Below are 14973 nucleotides of genomic sequence, written 5' to 3' on the forward strand. Positions count from 1 at the left end.
GTACCCCGGATACGCCCCTCACCTGGCCCTACGCCTGCCTGCGGACGGCGACTACGCGCCGCGCAGCACCGCCCCGGTGCGCTCGGCGGCCAGCGCCACCGCCGCGTCACGGGCGGCCGTGGACTCCTCGACCGTCAGCGTGCGGTCGGCCGCGCGGAAGCGCAGCGCGTACGCCAGGGACTTCTTGCCCTCGCCGACCTGCTCGCCGGTGAACACGTCGAACAGCCGCAGCGACTCCAGCAGTTCGCCCGCACCCTTGCGCAGCGCCGCCTCGACGGCGACCGCCGGGACGGACGCGTCCACGATCAGCGCCACGTCCTGGGTCGCCACCGGGAAGGAGGAGATCCGGGGTGCCACGACGGGCGCGCCGCCGGCCGCCGCGAGGCGGTCGAGGTCGAGCTCCATCGCGCTGGTGCGGGCCGGCAGGCCCAGCGCCTTCACCACGCGCGGGTGCAGCTCACCGGCGTGGCCGATGACCTGCTCGACCCCGTCGAGGGTGACGACGAGCTCGGCGCAACGGCCCGGGTGCCAGGGGCCGTACTGGCCCTGGCGGACCACCAGCTCCGCACCGGCCTCGACGGCCAGCGTGCGGGCGGCCTGGACCGCGTCGGCCCAGTCGGCCGGGCGGCCCTTGCCCCACCAGCCGGCCTGCTCGCGCGCTCCGGCCAGCACGACCGCGGCGTACCGCGGCTGGGCCGGCAGGGCGGCGTCGAGCGTGGCGATCTCCTCGTCCGTGGGACGGCGGTCGACGGGCAGCCGCACCGCCACGCCCGGCCGGTCGCCGGCGCGGAAGACCGAACCGGTCTCGAAGAGGGCGAGGTCGTGGCTGCCGCGGCTGTCGTTGCGGCGCAGCGCCTGCAGCAGGCCCGGCAGCAGCGTGGTGCGCAGCGCCGGCTCCTCGTCAGAGAGCGGGTTGACCAGCTTCACGACCTGGCGGGCGGCGTCGTGCGCGGGCAGCTGCAGCTGGTCGAAGACCTGCTCGCCGATGAACGGGTAGTTCAGCGCCTCGACGTAGCCGGCGCCGGCCAGCGCCCGGCCGACCCGGCGGTGCAGCTGCTGGCGCGCGGTCAGACCGCGGCCGGACGGCACCTGGGGCAGGGTGGACGGGAGGTTGGCGTAGCCCTCCAGCCGGATGACCTCTTCGGCGAGGTCGTTCGGCTCGGCGAGGTCGGACCGCCACGACGGGACGGTGACGACGAGCTCGTCCTGGCCGTAGACGTCGCAGCCGACCTCCTGGAGGCGGCGCACGACGGTCTCGCGGCCGTAGTCCACGCCCGCGACCGTGTCCGGGTGGTCCGCGCGCATCGCGATGGTGCGCGGGGCACCCGGGGCGACGAGCTCGGTCACGCCGGCCTCGGCGGTGCCGCCGGCGAGCAGCACGAGCAGGTCGACGGTCCGCTGCGCGGCCGCGGAGGCGGCCTGCGGGTCGACACCGCGCTCGAAGCGCTTGGAGGACTCCGAGGAGAGCTTCAGGCGGCGGGCGGTGCGCGAGACGGAGACCGGGTCGAAGTGCGCGGCCTCGATCACGACGTCCGTGGTGCCGGTGACGGCGCCCGTCTCCGGGTCGGCCACGGAGTCCGCGATCTCGGTGTTGGCCCCGCCCATGACGCCGGCGAGGCCGATCGGCCCGCTGTTGTCGGTGATCACCAGGTCCTCGGCGTCGAGGGTGCGCTTGACCCCGTCGAGGGTGGTGAACTTCTCGCCCTGTTCGGCCCGGCGCACGCCGATGGCACCGTCCAGGCGGGAGCGGTCGTAGGCGTGCAGCGGCTGGCCCAGCTCCAGCATCACGTAGTTCGTGACGTCCACGGCGAGGGAGATCGGGCGCATGCCGGCCTTCTGCAGGCGGCGCTTGAGCCAGATCGGGGAGCGGGCCTCGGGGTCCAGGCCGGTGACGGTGCGCGCGGTGAAGCGGTCGCACCCGGCCGGGTCCTCGATCTTGACGAGGTAGCCGTACGAGTTCGGCGCGGGCACGTCGAGCAGCGCCGGGTCGCGCAGCGGCAGGCCGAACGCGGTGGCGGTCTCGCGGGCGATGCCGCGCATCGACATGCAGTAGCCGCGGTCGGGGGTGACGTCGATGTCGAGGACCTCGTCGACGAGCTCCAGCAGCTCGATGGCGTCGGTGCCGGCCTCGTGCTCCGGCGGCAGCACGATGATGCCGTGGGTGCCGTCGTCGCCCATGCCCAGCTCGTCGCCGGAGCAGATCATGCCGTGCGAGTTCTTGCCGTACGTCTTGCGCGCGGCGATCGCGAAGTCGCCGGGCAGGACCGCGCCGGGCAGCGCCACGACGACCTTGTCGCCCACGGAGAAGTTGCGGGCGCCGCAGACGATCTCCTGGGGCTCGCCGGTGCCGTTGGCCCGGCCGACGTCGACGGTGCAGAAGCGGATGGGCTTCTTGAACTCCGTCAGCTCCTCGATGGTCAGCACCTGGCCGACGGCGAGGGGACCGGTCAGGTCCGCGCCGAGCTGCTCGACGGTCTCGACCTCCAGGCCGGCGTCGATGAGCTTGGCAGCGACGTCTCGACCGGTGGTGCCCGCGGGCAGGTCGACGTACTCCCGCAGCCAAGAAAGCGGGACCCGCATCAGATCTCCATCCCGAACGGCCGGGTGAACCGGACGTCACCCTCGACCATGTCTCGCATGTCTTCCACGTTGTGCCGGAACATCAGCATCCGCTCGATGCCGAAGCCGAAGGCGAACCCGCTGTACTCCTCGGGGTCCACACCGCAGGCGATGAGCACCTTCGGATTGACCATGCCGCAGCCGCCCAGCTCGATCCAGCCCTCGCTGGAGCAGGTCCGGCACGGGCGGTCGGGGTTGCCCACCGACGCGCCACGGCACACGTAGCACTGCATGTCCATCTCGGCGGACGGCTCGGTGAACGGGAAGAAGTGCGGGCGCAGGCGGGTCGTGGTCTCCTCGCCGAAGAGCTCCTTGACCATGTGGTCGATGGTGCCCCTGAGGTCGGCCATGGTCAGGCCCTTGTCCACGGCCAGCAGCTCGACCTGGTGGAAGACCGGGGTGTGCGTGGCGTCGAGCTCGTCGGTGCGGTACACGCGGCCCGGGCAGACGATGTAGACGGGCGGCTCGCGGCGCTCCAGCAGCGCGCGGGCCTGCACCGGCGAGGTGTGGGTGCGCAGCACGACACCGGACTCGTCGCCCTCGACCCCTTCGGGGCCCCGGACGAAGAAGGTGTCCTGCATCTGGCGCGCCGGGTGGTCCGGCGTGAAGTTGAGGGCGTCGAAGTTGAACCACTCCGCCTCGACCTCGGGGCCCTCGGCGACCTCGTAGCCCATGGCCACGAAGATGTCCGCGATGCGCTCCATGAGCGTGGTCAGGGGGTGGCGGGCGCCGGCCGGGACGCGGTCGTACGGCAGCGTGACGTCCACGGCCTCCTCGACCAGGACGCGCTCGTCGCGCTCGGCCTCCAGCTGGGCGAGGCGCTCCGCGTACGCCTTGTTCACGGCGCCGCGGGCCTGGCCCACGCGCTTGCCCGCCTCGGCCTTGGCCTGCGGGGGCAGCGCGCCGATCTCGCGGTTGGCGAGGGCGAGCGGCGAGGTGCCGCCGGCGTGGGCCGTCTTCGCGTGCGCCAGTGCGTCGAGGTCGCCGGCGGCCGCGAAGGCGGCGAGCGCCTCGTCCCGCATGCGCTCGATCTCTTCCGGTTTCAGTGCCTCGACCTCGACAGGGTCGTACGACTTGTTGGGTGCCGACATCTCTTCCCGTACTTCCGATGGGCTGGCTGGAGGTCCCCGCTCGACACAAGGAGCTCGACACAAGGACACAAAGGTGCCAAAGGACGAGTCTACGGGCCGCGGGGGAGGTGAGGAGCCCGAGGGCCGCCTGGCGAGACGCTCCGCAGTGCTGGTGCTACTGCGCGAGGTACGCGGGCGCGCCGACGGGCAGGATAAATCGGAATTCCGCGCCGCCGCCGGGGCCGCGGCCGACCGTGATGGTGCCGCCGTGGGCTTCCACGATGCCCTTGACGATGTACAGGCCCAGGCCGGTGCCGCCGCGCTTGCTGCCCCGCCAGAAGCGGGTGAAGACGCGGCCCATCGACTCCTCGGGGATACCGGGGCCCTCATCGGTCACGGTGACGGCTGTTCCCTTCTCGGTCTTGTCGGTGCCGCTGCCTCCTGCGGCGTTCGCCAGACAGGCCGGCGATACGTCGATGGTGACGGTTCCCTCGCCGTGGCGCACCGCATTTTCCAGGAGGTTGCCGAGGATCTGGTCGATCTTGTCCGGATCGGCCCACAGGGGGGGCAGGGAGCGGCTGACGCGGACGAGGAACCGGTCGGGGGCCTGGCCGTTGGCGGTGAGGGCCTGGACGTGCCGGCCGACGGCGGTGGCGATGTCGACGGGCTGGCGGCGGACCTCCAGGCGCCCGGAGTCGATGCGGGAGATGTCGAGGAGTTCGGCGATCAGGCGGGTGATGCGGCCGGCGTCGGCGTCGACGGTCTCCAACATCAGGCGCTTCTGGTCGTCGGTGAACCGCTCCCACTTGGCGAGGAGGGTCGCGGTGAACCCCTTGACCGAGGTCAGGGGCGAGCGCAGCTCGTGGGCGACGGTGGCGATCAACTCGGCGTGGCTGCGCTCCGTGCGGCGGCGGGCGTCGGTGCCGCGGAGGGTGACGACGAGGCGGCGCAGCGGGCCGGTGGGGTGGGCGCGGACGTACCGGGCGGAGACGAGGACCTCGCGGCCGCCGGGGAGCAGGAGGTTCCGCTCGGGCTGGCCGCGCCGGGTGGCGAGTCCGCCGTACGGGTCGGTGAGGGCCCACCAGCGGCGGCCGTCGAGGTCCTCCAGCGGCAGCGCCCGGTCGATGCGGGCCCCGAGGGCCTCGGCGGGGGTGAGGGCGGTGATGCGGGCCGCCGCGGAGTTGAAGCAGATCACCCGGCCGGTTTCGTCGGCGATGACGAGCCCGTCGGGCAGGTCGTCCGGGTCGATGCCCAGGCCGGTGAGGTCGGCGGTGTCCTGGCCGGTGCGGCCGCCGCCCGGGTGCTGCGCGGGCACGGCTCCCAGGGAGGGCGTCCCGGCCGCCTTCGAGGCCGCTGGCGAGCTGTTCGTACCGACGGTCATGTCCCCGTACCCCACATCTCCGAGTAGCGCAGTGGGCCCCCGGGCGGCCACATTACTAGCTGGGGGTCACGGAGCGGCACCCTCCGGGCGCCCGCTGTGCACGCGCGGAAGCATAGAGGCACACGGCGGCGGCCGTGGCGAGGTTCAGGCTTTCGGCCTTGCCGTGGATCGGGACGCGTACGACGGCGTCGGCGAGCGCCCGGGTCTCCTCGGGCAGGCCCCAGGCCTCGTTCCCGAAGACCCAGGCCGTGGGGCCGCCCATGCTGCCCGCGTCGAGCTCGGCGTCCAGGTCGTCCTCACCGGCCCCGTCGGCGGCCAGGATCCGGACGCCTGCCGACCGTAGCCCCTCGACGGCCCGCTCCACGGGCACGCCGACGGCGACGGGCAGGTGGAAGAGGGAGCCCACCGAGGCGCGCACGGACTTCGGGTTGTACAGGTCGACGGAGGCGTCGGTCAGCACGACCGCGTCGGCGCCGGCGGCGTCGGCGCAGCGCAGGACGGTACCGGCGTTCCCCGGGTCGCGGACGTGGGCGAGGACGGCGACGAGCCGGGGCCGGGCGGCGAGGATCTCCTCGAACGGGGAGTCGAGGAAGTGGCAGACGCCGACGAGCCCCTGGGGGGTGACGGTCTGGGAGACCTCGGCGAGCACCTCGTCGGAGGCGTAGTGGACGCGCACGCCGGCGGCGCGGGCGGCGGCGACGATCTCGCCGTAGCGCTCGGCGGCCTCGACGGTGGCGAACAGCTCGATCAGGGTGGGACCGGTGGAGCCGCGGTGCTCGACGGCCTCGCGGACGGCCTGGGGGCCCTCGGCGAGGAAGCGGCGTTCCTTGGTGCGGAAGTTGCGCCGTGCCAGCCGCCTGGCGGCGGCCACCCGCGGGGACCGGGGGGAGATCAGCTCGGCGGGGGCGGGGGTACCCATGGTCGGTCGGCTCGCTTCCGTACGTACTGCGGGTGTGCGCGGGTCTGGGAGGGGCGGGGCGGAGCGGTGGCCCCGGCCGCGAGGGGCGGGGCGGTGCCCCAGACGCGCCGGACCCGCAGGCACAGGGCCTGCGGGTCCGGGCTGAAGCCAGTGAAGGCCTGCTGCGTAAGGCGCGGTGCTTAGGCGGCGGCGGGGGCCTTCGGGGCGTTCACGTCGGCCGGGAGCGCCTTCTGGGCGACCTCGACCAGCGCGGCGAACGCGTTGGCGTCGTTGACGGCCAGCTCCGCGAGGATCTTGCGGTCCACCTCGATGTTGGCGGCCTTCAGACCCTGGATGAGGCGGTTGTACGTCATGCCGTTCTGGCGGGCAGCGGCGTTGATGCGCTGGATCCACAGCTGACGGAAGTCGCCCTTGCGCTTCTTGCGGTCGTTGTAGTTGTAGACCAGCGAGTGGGTGACCTGCTCCTTGGCCTTGCGGTACAGGCGCGAACGCTGACCGCGGTAGCCGGAGGCCGCCTCGAGGATCGCCCGGCGCTTCTTGTGGGCGTTTACTGCCCGCTTGACGCGTGCCACTTTTTAACTCCTTGTAGCGGGGCCGCGGGTGTGTTCACGCGGCCCGAAAGTTCGATGGGGTACCGGTCTTGGCATCCCGCCCCGGTGGGGGCGGGACGTCAGATGCCGAGAAGCTTCTTGATCTTCGCGGCGTCGCCCGGGGCCATCTCGGCGTTGCCGGTGAGGCGACGCGTCAGCTTGGACGACTTGTGCTCGAGCAGGTGGCGCTTGCCGGCGCGCTCACGGAGCACCTTGCCGGAGCCGGTGACCTTGAAGCGCTTCTTGGTACCGCTGTGCGTCTTGTTCTTCGGCATGGCGCCGTTCTCTCCTCGTCGGTGGCGTTCCCACCGGTCCGGTACCGGACCGGCTCGCGGGAACGTCATGGTGTGTCGGTGATCCGGAGCGGATGCCCCGGGATCAGGCCTCGGCCTGTGCCTCGTCAGAGGCGTCGGCAGCCTCGGCAGGGGCGACCGCGTCGCCCTCCGCGGCGTCCGCTTCCTTGGCGGCGGCCGCACCCTGGCGCTCGGCCTTGCGGGCGGCCTGGGCCTCGCGGGCTTCGGCCATCGCCTCGGTCTTCTTCTTGTGGGGACCGAGAACCATGATCATGTTGCGGCCGTCCTGCTTCGGGTTCGACTCGACGAAACCGAGCTCCTGGACGTCCTCCGCCAGACGCTGCAGCAGTCGGTAGCCGAGCTCCGGCCGGGACTGCTCGCGACCACGGAACATGATCGTGATCTTGACCTTGTCGCCCTGCTTGAGGAACCGAACGACGTGACCCTTTTTGGTGTCGTAGTCGTGCGGGTCGATCTTCGGCCGGAGCTTCATCTCCTTGATGACCGTGTGCGCCTGGTTCTTGCGCGCCTCACGGGCCTTCATCGCCGACTCGTACTTGAACTTGCCGTAGTCCATGAGCTTGCAGACCGGCGGACGGGCAGACGCTGCGACCTCGACGAGGTCCAGGTCGTACTCCTGCGCGAGTTCAAGCGCCTTCGCAAGCGGGACGATGCCCACCTGTTCGCCGCTGGGACCGACGAGTCGCACCTCAGGGACACGAATCCGATCGTTGATGCGGGGCTCGGTGCTGATGGATCCTCCTCGGTAGCACCACACGGCTGCCAGGCAGACAGCCGCTGACGTCTGTGTCGTCGTGACCAACCGCGGCGGAGCAAAGAAAATGCCCCGTCGGGCACAGGCAGGGGCTCCAAGACAACCGGAGCACCGCCGCGTGCGAACCGCGGGGCGCAGACTCGGGCGGCTTTCCATCGTCCGTACGGAACGATGGATGCCGCCTGACCGGTGACCCGCCGCCCCGGAGGGCGGTCAGGTGGGAGAACGGAGCCTCCACTTGTGGGCCGGGGACATAGGTCTCCGGCCGGTCGTAGCCCAATATAGCATTCCGCGCCAGACCTGCTCACCCGGTGCCACGTCAGGCGCCCGCGCGACCCGGCTTATCGTGTGGGGCATGACTGACGCGACCCCCTCCCCCGCCGCCGAGGCCGACCAGGCCCCCGACTACGACGCCCTGACGCGTGACATCGCGGACGTGCCCGCCGTCGAGGTGATCACCACGGTGGCCGTGCACCTGCTGAGCGCCGCGGCGGTCAACCTGGGACTGGACAAGCCGGACTCCGAGCACAAGGACCTCGACGAGGCCCGCAAGCTGATCACGGCCCTGGCCGGCCTGGTCACGGCCAGCGCCACCGAGATCAGCTCCTTCCACGCGGCCCCGCTGCGCGACGGCCTGAAGTCGCTCCAGCTGGCGTTCCGCGAGGCGTCGATCGTCCCGGACGAGCCGGGCCAGGGTCCGGGCGAGAAGTTCACCGGGCCCGTCTACGCCTGACGGGTGGGCACCCGGCCGGGCGAGGCCGGGGCGGGCCGGGAACGGCATCCGAACGGGCCGGGGCGCTGCGCCCCGGCCCGTTCCGTTTTCGTGCTTCTTCTCACTTCCGCTTCCCGTGCGGCCGCACGCCGGTTCCCGCCCGTGCGCCCACCGGGCGATCAGCGGGTGAAGAGGGCCTCTCCCGGCGGGGCGGGGGCCGTCTCGGGGAGCAGCGCCAGGTCCAGCCCGCGCACCAGGCGCGCCCGGAGGGTCTCGTCGGCCGCCAGCGCCCCGGCGATCCGGCGGGCCGCGGCTGCTGCTGCGGCTTGCGGACCGGCGGCCAGGACGACCGCGAGGATGCCGTCGGCGTCGGCCCCGGCCGGGACGAGGTGGGCGCGGAGCACGGCGGGCTCCCCCGCCACCGCGGCCCGTACGGCCTCCCGCACCGCCGGGTCGGCCAGCGGGTCGGCGTCGGTACGGCCCTCGGCCAGCGCGAGCAGAGCGGAGCCGGTGAGCTGGTAGGTCACGGGGCCAGCCAGGTCGAGGACCAGGGTGTCGGCCTTCTCGTGCGCGACGGCGGCCAGCGCCTGCCGCAGGGGTACGGCCACGGGCCGGGCCGCCGGGTCCCACCGTGCGAGCGAGGCGATCGAGGTGAACGCGGGCAGCGCGCGCCGGTTCCCGGCCTGCAGGGTGGGAACGGCCATGTCACTGGTCTTCTCGCGCTTGAGGCCCGTCTCCGGGTCGGTCTCGACGTCGCCGAGGACGGCGACGACCGGGACCAGCAGCCGGGCGTCCTTGAGCGCGGCCAGCAGCTCCGGCTCCTTCGCCCGGTCCTCGGACCAGGCGGCCAGAGCCGCGCTCAGCCGGGGGTCGGCGGAGCCGTCGTCGTCGGAAAAACCGGGATCGGGGATGGTTTTGTTCGCCACAGTTACCCGACCCTATCCCGCCTCCGGTCCGGCGCCGACGCGCGGTCAGTCCTCCGACGCGTGCCGGGCGGCCGTGGGCCGGCGGGCCAGTACGGCGGCCAGCGCGAGCAGGGCCAGCCCCGTGCCCGCGGCCACCGGGACCCGGAGCCGTTCCACGCGGTCGGCGGGGCGGGCGGGCTCGGGGCCCGGGCCGAAGTACCGCTGCCCGGCGGCGACGGGTTCGGGGAGCGCCGGCTCGGGGCGCAGGGCCTCCGCGGCCTGGAGGGCGGCAACGGGGTCCACGAGGCCGTGGCCGCGGGCGTCGTCGCGGCCGCCGGCCGGGGAGTCGGCGGCGGTGTCCTGGAGCAGCTTCTTGATCTGGGCCGGGGAAAGGTCCGGGTGCGCGGCCTTGAGCAGGGCGACGGTGCCGGAGACGAACGCGGCGGCCGCGCTGGTGCCCCAGCCCTCGTAGTAGGCGCGGTCGGGGTCGGCGATGACGACCCCGACGCCGGGGGCGCTGACGCTGGCGTACCAGTTGCGGGTGGAGAAGGCGGCCTTCCGGCCGCTGCGGTCCACCGCGGTGACGGCGATGACCCCGGGATAGGCGGCCGGGTAGGAGGCGTGGTCGCCCTCGCGGCCGCCGTTGCCCGCGGAGGCGACCACGACGGCGCCCTTGCCGAGGGCGTACTGGACGGCCTCGTCCTCGGCGGCCTCGTGGTGCGCGGAGTCGCTGTCGTCGCCGAGCGACAGGTTGATCACGTCCGCGCCGTGGTCGGCGGCCCAGCGGATGCCCTCGGCGAGGGCGCCGCCCTTGCTCTGGCGGGCCGTGGACCGGCCTGGGTCGCCCTCTTCGAGGATCACCCGGACCGGCAGGACCTTCGCCTGCGGGGCCACGCCGAGGACGCCCTGGCGGCGGTTGCGGCCGTGACCGTGCCCGGCGATGATCCCGGCCATCGCCGTGCCGTGGCGGGCCCAGGCGCGGTCGCCGGGGCCGGCGCCCATGCCGACCAGGTCGGTGCCGTCGAGGACCTGGCCTGCGAGGTCGGGGTGGGTGGGGTCGACGCCGGTGTCGAGGACGGCGACGGTGACGCCGTCGCCCTGGGTGATGCCCCAGGCCTCCTCGGCGCGCAGGGCGGTCAGGCCCCACTGGCGGTCGCGCACGGCGTCGGCGGTGGCCGGGGGCGCGGTCGCGCCGACGAGGACGGCGCCGAGGACGAGGGCCGCGGCGGAACGGGTGCGGCTCATCGGGTGGACCCCGCGGAGCCGGAGTCCGGGCCGAAGCCTGAGCCGGGGCGGAAGCCGGAGCCGGGAGCCGCTGCCGTCGCGGCCTTGGCGGACGTCGCAGCGTGCGCGGCCTTCGCGGCCTTCGCGGCCTTCGGCGAGGCGAGGGAGCGGACGGTGCCCTCCATCCGGTCCGCGACCGCCTTGGCCTCGTGTCCGAGGCCGGCCTGGGCGACGGCGCCGGTGGCGTTCTTCCGCATCGCTTCCTCCGCCGGGACGGGCGCCTCCACGGTGCGGCCGTCAGCGAACGCGGAGACGGCGTAGACGACGACCGGGGCGTCGGGCAGCACGGATGCGGTCCAGGCGGCGCGTCGGGCGTCCGGGAAGCCGAAGGCGGGCGGCGCGCCGAGCCGGCCCCGCAGGCCGGCCATCGCGGTGGCGTCGGCCGGGGTGAACACCATGCCGACGGCGATCAGGGAGCTGCGGGTGGCGTCCGCGTAAGTGGCGCGCAGGACCCGGGTGCAGCCGGTGGGGGCGAGGGCGGCCCGCCAGTCGGGGGCGAGGGCGGGCCCGCAGTCGGAGTCGGGTGCGAGGGCGACCCGGGTCCAGGTCCGGTCGGCACCGCCGGGGCCTGCGTCGGCGCCGGTCAGGACGGGCGGGAAGAGGCTGTCCGCGGGGGCGGCGCGCCAGAGCGACCCGGCGGTGCGGTAGGCGGCCTCGGGGGTCGGCGGGCTGCTCGCGGCGTGTCGTTCGGCCCAGCCGGTGAGGGCGGCGGCCGTGAGCAGGCCGGTCCCGAGCACGGCGCAGAGGGCGGCGGCCGCGGTACGGGCCGCGCTGCGGGAGGGACACGGTTGGGGGTCGGGCTCGGCCAGGGCCGCGGTGTGCGGTGTCGACGTGCTCATCCGGCGGCTCCGCCCCCCGTTTCGTACGGCTGCCTCCGGGGTACTTTACGCGGCCGCCCCGACCGCCCCGGCCCTCCCGGCCCCGGCATCGCCCCCGGCCCCGGCCCGCGGGTTCCGGCCCCGCCCTCGTGGCTGCGCCCTGCTCCCGCCGGCCGCCCCCGGACCGAGGCGGACCGCTCCGCGGGACCGCGTGGCACCGCGAGCGGTCGGCGCAGGGTCGGCCGCCGCTGCGGGCGACTGACCGCGTACGCCGCCCGCGTACGGCCACCACGGGCTCGGATCCGGCCCGGTCACCGCGACGGCACGGCGGCACGGGACCGCCGGGACGGCTTCGGGGCAGCGGTGACACGGGGGTTACCCGAGGGTACGGCGGCGTGGCAAGCTGCGGCCCATGACTGCTGCCGCCGGTGGGGACCGGGCCCGGTACGACCGGGCCACCGCGCATCTCGACGCGCCCTTGGCCGTCGTGGACCTCGACGCGTTCGACGCCAACGCCGACGATCTGGTGCAGCGGGCCGGCGGGAAGCCGATCCGGGTCGCCAGCAAATCCGTCCGCTGCCGGGCGCTGCTCGAACGGGTCCTGGCCCGACCGGGGTTCGCCGGGATCATGTCGTACACCCTCGCCGAGTCGGTCTGGCTGGCCCGGTCGGGGTTCGAGGACGTGCTGCTGGCCTATCCCTCCGCCGACCGCGCCGGCTTCGCCGAGCTCGCGGGCGATCCGAAGCTGGCCGCGGCGATCACCGTCATGGTCGACGACCCGGCCCAGCTGGAGCTGATCGACCGGTCCCGCGGCGGCGGCACCCAGGAGGTCCGGGTCTGCCTGGAGCTGGACACCGCGCTGCACGTGCTCGGCGGCCTGGTCCGGATCGGCGCCCGGCGCTCGCCGCTGCGCGAGCCCGCGCAGCTGGCGGCGCTCGCCCGTACGGTCGCCGCCCGGCCGGGGTTCCGGGTGGTCGGGCTGATGGGGTACGAGGGCCACGTCGCCGGTGTCGGCGACGCGCTGGCCGGGCGTCCGCTGAGGTCCCGGGCGATCCGGCTGATGCAGGCGGCGGCCCGCCGGGAGCTGGCCGCCCGCCGCGCGGAGGCGGTGCGGGCCGTGCGGGCGGTGGTCCCGGACCTGGAGTTCGTCAACGGCGGGGGCACGGGCAGCGTGCAGCAGACGGCCGCCGAGGCGGCGGTCACTGAAATCGCGGCCGGGTCCGGGCTGTACCTGCCGCGGCTGTTCGACAACTACACCTCCTTCCGCGGTCGTCCGGCGGCCCTGTTCGCCCAGCCGGTGGTCCGGCGGCCGGGGGTGGGCGTGGTCACCGTGCTCGGCGGCGGGTACCCGGCCTCGGGCGCGGCCGGCCCCGACCGGCTCCCCGAGCCGTACCTGCCCGCGGGGCTGCGCTACGACCCGCAGGAGGGCGCCGGGGAGGTGCAGACGCCACTGCTCGGCGCCCCCGCCGACGACCTGCTGATCGGGGACCGCGTGTGGTTCCGCCACGCGAAGGCGGGCGAGTTGTGCGAACGCTTCGACGTCCTGCACCTCGTCGAGGGCGACCGGGTGACGGCGGTCGTCCCCACGTACCGCGGCGAGGGCCGCACGTTCCTCTGACTCCCGCGTCCGGCTCCCGGGCACGGTCGGACAGGTGCGGCACTCGAAGACGTACACGCCGGTGCCGCAGAGGTCCAGGGGGACTCATCCGAGGCAGCGGGGTCGAGGTGGTCGCGGTCCTGGGCAACGAGCCCGGTCCCTCGGTGGGCGAGGCCTGGCGGGCCACGGCCGGGGTCGGGGTGGAGCCCGGCGCCTCGTTCGGGGACCGCGTCTGCGGCATCACGCGGAGGAGTACGACTACCGGGTCGTCAGCCTGGCCTACCGGGACGGCTCCGGCCCGGATGTGGGGCGGCCGGGGCGGCGGCGTGGGGCGCCCCGCGGGCGGGGGGGGGGGGGGGGGGCCCGGGGGGGCCGGGGGGGGAAAAGGGGGGGGGGGGACCCCCCGACAATGAGCCGTCGACGAGGAAGTCGGTGGCGTTGATGAAGGAGGAGTCGTCGCTGGCGAGGAAGGCCACGGCGGCGGCGATCTCGGTGGCCTCGGCGAACCGGCCGAGGGGGATGTGCACGAGGCGACGGGCGGCCCGCTCGGGGTCCTTGGCGAACAGCTCCTGCAGCAGGGGGGTGTTCACGGGCCCCGGGCACAGGGCGTTGACGCGGATGCCCTCGCGGGCGAACTGGACGCCGAGTTCGCGGGACATGGCGAGCACGCCGCCCTTGGACGCGGTGTAGGAGATCTGGGAGGTGGCGGCACCCATGATCGCCACGAAGGAGGCGGTGTTGATGATGGAGCCGCGGCCCTGGCGCTGCATGTAGGGCAGGGCGGCCTTGCAGCACAGGTAGACGGAGGTGAGGTTGACGTCCTGGACGCGCCTCCAGGCCTCAAGGCCGGTGGTGAGGATGGAGTCGTCGTCCGGGGGTGAGATGCCGGCGTTGTTGAAGGCGATGTCCACGGAGCCGTAGGTGTCGAAGGCGGTCTTGAAGAGGGCCTCGACGTCCTCCGGGCTGGTGACGTCGACCTTGACGAAGGTGCCGCCGACCTCCTCGGCCGCGGCCTTGCCGGCGGTCTCGTCGATGTCGGCGCAGACGACGTTGGCGCCCTCGGAGGCCAGGCGGCGGGCGGTGGCGAGGCCGATGCCGCTGCCGGCCCCGGTGATGACGGCGGTACGGCCGACCAGGCGGCGGCAGACGATCTCTTCGGTGGGCTGGGCGGTCATGGTTCAGGCCTCCGTGCTGATGAAGACGTTCTTGGTCTCGGTGAATGCGGTGAGGGCGTCGGGTCCGAGCTCGCGGCCGAGTCCGGACTGCTTGTAGCCGCCGAAGGGCGTCCAGTACCGGACGCTGCTGTGGGAGTTGACGGACAGGTTGCCCGCGGCGACGGCGCGGGAGACGCGCAGTGCGCGGCCGACGTCACGGGTCCAGAGGGAGCCGGAGAGGCCGTACTCGGTCGCGTTGGCCAGGCGTACGGCGTCCTCCTCGTCCTCGAAGGGCAGGACGACGGCGACGGGCCCGAAAACCTCCTCGGCGGCCACGGGCGCGGTGGGGGCGACGTCCGTGACGAGGGTCGGGGGGTACCAGAAGCCGGGGCCCTCGGGGGCGGTGCCACGGATCGCGGCGAGGCCGTCGGGGACGTAGGAGCGGACGCGGTCCAGCTGGGCGCGCGAGATCAGCGGGCCCATCTGGGTCTTCTCGTCGCCGGGGTCCCCGACGACGACCCCCTCGATGCCGGGTGCGAGCAGGTCGAGGAAGCGGTCGTACACGGTTCGTTGGACGAGGATCCGGGTGCGGGCGCAGCAGTCCTGGCCGGAGTTGTCGAGGAAGGACATGGGGGCGGACGCGGCGGCCGCCTCCAGGTCCGCGTCGGCGAAGACGATGTTGGGGCTCTTGCCGCCGAGTTCGAGGGTGACGCGCTTCACCCGGTCGGCGCACTTGGCCATGATCTGCTTGCCGACGCGGGTGGAGCCGGTGAAGACGATCTTCGCGACTCCGGGGTGTTCGACGAGCGCGTCGCCGGCGGTGTCCCCGCGGCCGGGGAGCACCTGGAAGAGGTTC

At 74.0% G+C, this 14973-nt stretch carries 13 protein-coding genes and 1 pseudogene; 2 read left to right on the forward strand and 12 right to left on the reverse strand.

What is annotated here, in order from left to right:
• Positions 1–51: 51 nt before the first annotated feature.
• The 7 genes from pheT to infC form a co-directional block, all read right to left on the reverse strand.
• Entirely contained in the window at positions 52–2580 is a 2529-nt protein-coding gene (pheT, locus tag ACFV7Q_RS07380; protein WP_385424725.1) for a phenylalanine--tRNA ligase subunit beta, read from the reverse strand.
• Entirely contained in the window at positions 2580–3710 is a 1131-nt protein-coding gene (gene pheS / locus ACFV7Q_RS07385) for a phenylalanine--tRNA ligase subunit alpha (protein ID WP_385424727.1), read from the reverse strand. Before pheS ends, pheT begins: the two co-directional genes overlap by 1 nt.
• Positions 3711–3864: 154 nt before the next feature.
• Positions 3865–5070 (reverse strand): ATP-binding protein, encoded by a 1206-nt coding sequence (locus ACFV7Q_RS07390; RefSeq protein ID WP_385424730.1) that lies wholly within the window; start codon positions 5068–5070, stop codon positions 3865–3867.
• A gap of 55 nt (positions 5071–5125) precedes the next feature.
• Entirely contained in the window at positions 5126–5989 is an 864-nt protein-coding gene (locus ACFV7Q_RS07395; protein ID WP_385424733.1) for a TrmH family RNA methyltransferase, read from the reverse strand.
• Between the two features lie 179 nt (positions 5990–6168).
• The gene (gene rplT, locus ACFV7Q_RS07400) at positions 6169–6561 is read right to left on the reverse strand and encodes a 50S ribosomal protein L20 (RefSeq protein ID WP_179175294.1); all 393 of its coding nucleotides are present in this window, start codon (positions 6559–6561) and stop codon (positions 6169–6171) included.
• Positions 6562–6659: 98 nt separating this feature from the next.
• Complete coding sequence (gene rpmI / locus ACFV7Q_RS07405) at positions 6660–6854, reverse strand: 50S ribosomal protein L35 (protein ID WP_114056849.1); 195 nt, start codon at positions 6852–6854, stop codon at positions 6660–6662.
• A gap of 103 nt (positions 6855–6957) precedes the next feature.
• Positions 6958–7650: a translation initiation factor IF-3 gene (infC, locus tag ACFV7Q_RS07410; RefSeq protein WP_385424737.1), complete on the reverse strand. Its 693-nt coding sequence runs from the start codon at positions 7648–7650 to the stop codon at positions 6958–6960.
• A gap of 352 nt (positions 7651–8002) precedes the next feature.
• Between infC and ACFV7Q_RS07415 the strand changes: the two genes are divergently transcribed.
• A complete protein-coding gene (locus ACFV7Q_RS07415; protein WP_360622705.1) occupies positions 8003–8380 on the forward strand; it encodes a DUF1844 domain-containing protein in 378 nt (125 codons plus the stop codon).
• Between the two features lie 158 nt (positions 8381–8538).
• Here the strand turns inward: ACFV7Q_RS07415 and ACFV7Q_RS07420 are convergent, their stop codons facing one another.
• From ACFV7Q_RS07420 to ACFV7Q_RS07430, 3 genes are read right to left on the reverse strand one after another with little or no spacing between them, the layout of a single operon-like run.
• Positions 8539–9285: an SseB family protein gene (locus ACFV7Q_RS07420; protein WP_385424740.1), complete on the reverse strand. Its 747-nt coding sequence runs from the start codon at positions 9283–9285 to the stop codon at positions 8539–8541.
• 45 nt (positions 9286–9330) lie between these two features.
• Positions 9331–10509 carry a type VII secretion-associated serine protease mycosin gene (gene mycP / locus ACFV7Q_RS07425; RefSeq protein WP_385424742.1) on the reverse strand — a complete coding sequence of 393 codons (1179 nt, stop codon included), beginning with the start codon at positions 10507–10509 and terminating at the stop codon, positions 9331–9333.
• Positions 10506–11387: a hypothetical protein gene (locus tag ACFV7Q_RS07430; RefSeq protein ID WP_385424745.1), complete on the reverse strand. Its 882-nt coding sequence runs from the start codon at positions 11385–11387 to the stop codon at positions 10506–10508. The genes mycP and ACFV7Q_RS07430 overlap by 4 nt, the downstream gene beginning before the upstream one ends.
• A gap of 391 nt (positions 11388–11778) precedes the next feature.
• Here ACFV7Q_RS07430 and ACFV7Q_RS07435 point away from each other — a divergent pair, with 391 nt between their 5' ends.
• The gene (locus tag ACFV7Q_RS07435) at positions 11779–12984 is read left to right on the forward strand and encodes an amino acid deaminase/aldolase (RefSeq protein WP_385424747.1); all 1206 of its coding nucleotides are present in this window, start codon (positions 11779–11781) and stop codon (positions 12982–12984) included.
• A gap of 365 nt (positions 12985–13349) precedes the next feature.
• Here ACFV7Q_RS07435 and ACFV7Q_RS07440 read toward each other — a convergent pair.
• Both ACFV7Q_RS07440 and ACFV7Q_RS07445 read right to left on the reverse strand, forming a co-directional pair.
• Positions 13350–14138, reverse strand: a pseudogene (locus ACFV7Q_RS07440) (3-oxoacyl-ACP reductase); the annotation flags it as partial.
• A 3-nt stretch (positions 14139–14141) separates the two neighbouring features.
• Positions 14142–14973: aldehyde dehydrogenase family protein (locus ACFV7Q_RS07445; protein ID WP_385424750.1), on the reverse strand; the 832-nt coding region annotated here is incomplete at its 5' end.

The organism is Streptomyces sp. NPDC059851 (assembly GCF_042732005.1).
In the GTDB taxonomy this organism is placed as follows: domain Bacteria; phylum Actinomycetota; class Actinomycetes; order Streptomycetales; family Streptomycetaceae; genus Streptomyces.

Bases quoted from the DNA above. Each gene is read 5' to 3' on its own strand.
- ACFV7Q_RS07435 (WP_385424747.1), top strand. From the start codon at position 11,779: ATGACTGCTGCCGCCGGTGGGGACCGGGCCCGGTACGACCGGGCCACC.
- pheT (WP_385424725.1), bottom strand. From the start codon at position 2,580: ATGCGGGTCCCGCTTTCTTGGCTGCGGGAGTACGTCGACCTGCCCGCG.
- ACFV7Q_RS07430 (WP_385424745.1), bottom strand. From the start codon at position 11,387: ATGAGCACGTCGACACCGCACACCGCGGCCCTGGCCGAGCCCGACCCC.
- rpmI (WP_114056849.1), bottom strand. From the start codon at position 6,854: ATGCCGAAGAACAAGACGCACAGCGGTACCAAGAAGCGCTTCAAGGTC.
- ACFV7Q_RS07390 (WP_385424730.1), bottom strand. From the start codon at position 5,070: ATGACCGTCGGTACGAACAGCTCGCCAGCGGCCTCGAAGGCGGCCGGG.
- ACFV7Q_RS07395 (WP_385424733.1), bottom strand. From the start codon at position 5,989: ATGGGTACCCCCGCCCCCGCCGAGCTGATCTCCCCCCGGTCCCCGCGG.
- mycP (WP_385424742.1), bottom strand. From the start codon at position 10,509: ATGAGCCGCACCCGTTCCGCCGCGGCCCTCGTCCTCGGCGCCGTCCTC.
- ACFV7Q_RS07415 (WP_360622705.1), top strand. From the start codon at position 8,003: ATGACTGACGCGACCCCCTCCCCCGCCGCCGAGGCCGACCAGGCCCCC.
- pheS (WP_385424727.1), bottom strand. From the start codon at position 3,710: ATGTCGGCACCCAACAAGTCGTACGACCCTGTCGAGGTCGAGGCACTG.